The organism is Lamprobacter modestohalophilus (assembly GCF_016583905.1).
GTDB lineage: Bacteria > Pseudomonadota > Gammaproteobacteria > Chromatiales > Chromatiaceae > Lamprobacter > Lamprobacter modestohalophilus.
Genome location: NZ_NRRY01000125.1, coordinates 1 through 2,642, shown reverse-complemented (window position 1 = coordinate 2,642; position 2,642 = coordinate 1). Strand labels below are relative to the sequence as shown.

Below are 2,642 nucleotides of genomic sequence, written 5' to 3'. Positions count from 1 at the left end.
CCCCCGGAGGGACCGCGCCGGCCCCCCATGCCGGCCCCTGCCATATGAGGGCCTGATATACGACAGCCTGGGAAGTCATTTTTCGATTAGCCCAGACTAACGGCACAGGATTAGGCGGACTCATCCACCATTGGTGGCGCGAACAGCTCGAGCATCTCGTCGAGTAGTCCGGCCAGGCACCCCCTGTGCTCGTGGTAAGCCTTGGCGGCCTCGGGGAAGCGGTTTTGTCGGCTTCGTTCGGGCAGGGCAGTCTCGTAGTCGGCAACCCACTCGTTAAAGCGGCCCTCAAACAGCCTTCCGGAGTCCCACAGATCAGCACGCGAGAAAACCGGCTCGAGTCGCGCTCGTAGCTGATCGGGAAATGCACGCATGACCTTGACCCTGTGCTGTCCGTTGCCGTAGAACTCTCGATTGGGCCGATCCATTGGCGCGTTGACGATGCTGTCCATGTATCGCAGCACTACGCGGGCCTGCTCGGTATGGTGTCCGCACTGCCACAGTGCGTGCGGGTCAAGCGCTACTTCCATCGCCATCGCGCGTTGCCTGATCGTCGCTTCTCGGGGTTGGTTTCGCCACATTCGCCTAAGCGTGTCGTCTTCAGTCCAGACCTTTTCAAATCGCTGATGGCTGATGGTCTGAATTGCCGGGTCTTTCCAGCCCAACTTCATTTGAATCCGCCGCTTGGATTGCGCGCGTTGCTCAGGGGGTAGCACAGGGTTATAGGTCGAGACTTCTTCCGCTGTATTCATCGCTCAATTCTCCTGTGTTTCAGGTGGCACCCACCAGGTTCTATAAGTCTGCTCGGCTCCTAGCCATTCACGTTGTCGGGTCCATCCGAGTTGCTTCAACGCTGGACCAACCTCCGAGACGCTGGCACGGTTGATCCCTGATCGGGTCCGATACTTGGCCGCTAAGGCGTGCTGGAAGAACTCCATGTGTCGGCGCTTGTGCTTCTCGTCGTCGGGCATGTCGTTGATGAAGTCTCGCAAGCGGTCAACCATGGATCGTGCCCGCAGGGCGAAGGCGCCCCGCTTGGTCGCTTGCTCGGCCTCGGCGGCTTCCTGTGCTCGTTGCTGTGCTTCGTGCTGAAGCGCTACCAGCTTGTTTTGCTGCTCGTCATACCAGGTCTGCATCTTTACGGCGCTCCGTAATTGTGGGTTGTGACAGTGGTCAGGTGGCGGTGCCTCAGTGGGCCAAATCCGGTCAGGGTTCCAGGGTGTGTCAGGGTTAGCCGAATTAACCCTGACCGCGCAAACCCGCGTGGTTACTGGGCCGGTCAAGGTTGTCAGGGTTGTATGGGGTTTTTTTCGCAAGTCGCCAGGAAACCCTTTTTGGCTCAATCTGAGCGTGAAGAGCGCACAGAGGGGGTGTTTTCCTACTAACTTCTAAAATAACCTTGACAACCTTGACAACCTTGACCAGCCCAGTAGTGGCGCGGGTTTGCGGCGTCAGGGTTCCGGAAAGCAACCTTGGCAACCCTGACATGCCTCAGATCTCCCCTGTGCCGTCGTCCGGCCAGTCGTTGGCGTCTCCATTGAGCGCAGCGGCCTCAAATTGCCCCCGTGCTTCGGGTAGCGGTGGGAACCCCACACTCTGTTGTCGTCTCCCGTCAACCATCGGACGTGAGTGCAGACTGCCGGGAAGGGTCTTATTCATCCGACGCCAGAAGGCTGACGGGTCCATCTGGGCGTAGCGGATACCGTGCTCCTTGACGAAGAGGTCGTAGCACTCCTTGATTCGCCCTTTACTGTGCGGCCCATCCCATTCAAGTCGCAGACCGTTCGCCTTCCACTCCCCGTCACACAACGCGTTGTGCAACCAGCGATTGAACGCATCGAAGGAATGCGTTTTCTGCTCGGTCAGGCTTCGGGTTGTCGGCACCTTGCGGATATTGAAACCGCTTAGGTCTAAGCTCAGCAGATAGTGAAGCAACGCGCCGGCCCCGCCGTCGATAAGCCGGTTCAGCTCGGAAAAATACGCGTGGTCTTGCCTGTGCTCTGTCGAGACTTCGAGCACTAGGTAACGTCGCTCGTCTGCCCCCGCAGGAATCACCCAATCGGCATTAGTCGCCATGATGATCTTTAGGCGGTTCGGGGCTTGAATAGCGTCTACGCCCTTCCGCTCGATGATTAGCGTAGGCTCAGTTATTAGACCCTTGAGCACTTCGCTACCGGCGCGGTCGCCGACGAAGAATGCCTCATCCGCGAAGAGCAAACAGCAATCACGCAAATGCGCGTTGAAGTTGCCCGTCAGGTGTCTACTGTGCGTGATGTGGCGCGCGTGGTTGCCGAAGAGCTGACAAACCAGACGCCCGAACGTCCCTTTGCCCGTCCCGCGTGCCTCGCTCTTGAGTACAACTGCAACTTCGGCCTGGCGTTCAGGGTGCTGGACACTGTAGGCAAGCCAGTGCATTAGATAGCGAAACGCTACCTTGTCACGCGCGCAGATAACGCGATAGATGAACTCCCTAATACTACTTTGTTATCTTGCTCTATGCATCTGATATTGTTATCATTTTTCCAGGCAGCTCGTAACAAATAGATTCTGGACGTCTCATGGTCAAAACCCAAAGCCTTGCACGGCAAGATCCCTTGCGCTCGCTGAAAGAGAATCTGGCGTTTCACATTGAAGAATACCACCAC

Annotated in this window: 4 protein-coding genes; all 4 read right to left on the bottom strand. The window is 57.4% G+C overall.

The window, feature by feature from the left end:
- Positions 1–110: 110 nt before the first annotated feature.
- Positions 111–662: a hypothetical protein gene (locus CKO42_RS26135; protein WP_207148837.1), complete on the bottom strand. Its 552-nt coding sequence runs from the start codon at positions 660–662 to the stop codon at positions 111–113.
- A gap of 90 nt (positions 663–752) precedes the next feature.
- Positions 753–1,133 carry a hypothetical protein gene (locus CKO42_RS26130; protein ID WP_200252224.1) on the bottom strand — a complete coding sequence of 127 codons (381 nt, stop codon included), beginning with the start codon at positions 1,131–1,133 and terminating at the stop codon, positions 753–755.
- A gap of 355 nt (positions 1,134–1,488) precedes the next feature.
- The gene (locus CKO42_RS26125; RefSeq protein WP_200252221.1) at positions 1,489–2,412 is read right to left on the bottom strand and encodes a primase-helicase family protein; all 924 of its coding nucleotides are present in this window, start codon (positions 2,410–2,412) and stop codon (positions 1,489–1,491) included.
- Positions 2,413–2,426: 14 nt separating this feature from the next.
- A partial coding sequence (locus CKO42_RS26995) for a hypothetical protein (RefSeq protein ID WP_207148836.1) occupies positions 2,427–2,642 on the bottom strand: 216 nt, incomplete at its 5' end.

Coding starts and splice junctions, on each gene's coding strand:
- CKO42_RS26130 (WP_200252224.1), bottom strand. CDS start 1,133: ATGCAGACCTGGTATGACGAGCAGCAAAACAAGCTGGTAGCGCTTCAG.
- CKO42_RS26125 (WP_200252221.1), bottom strand. CDS start 2,412: ATGCACTGGCTTGCCTACAGTGTCCAGCACCCTGAACGCCAGGCCGAA.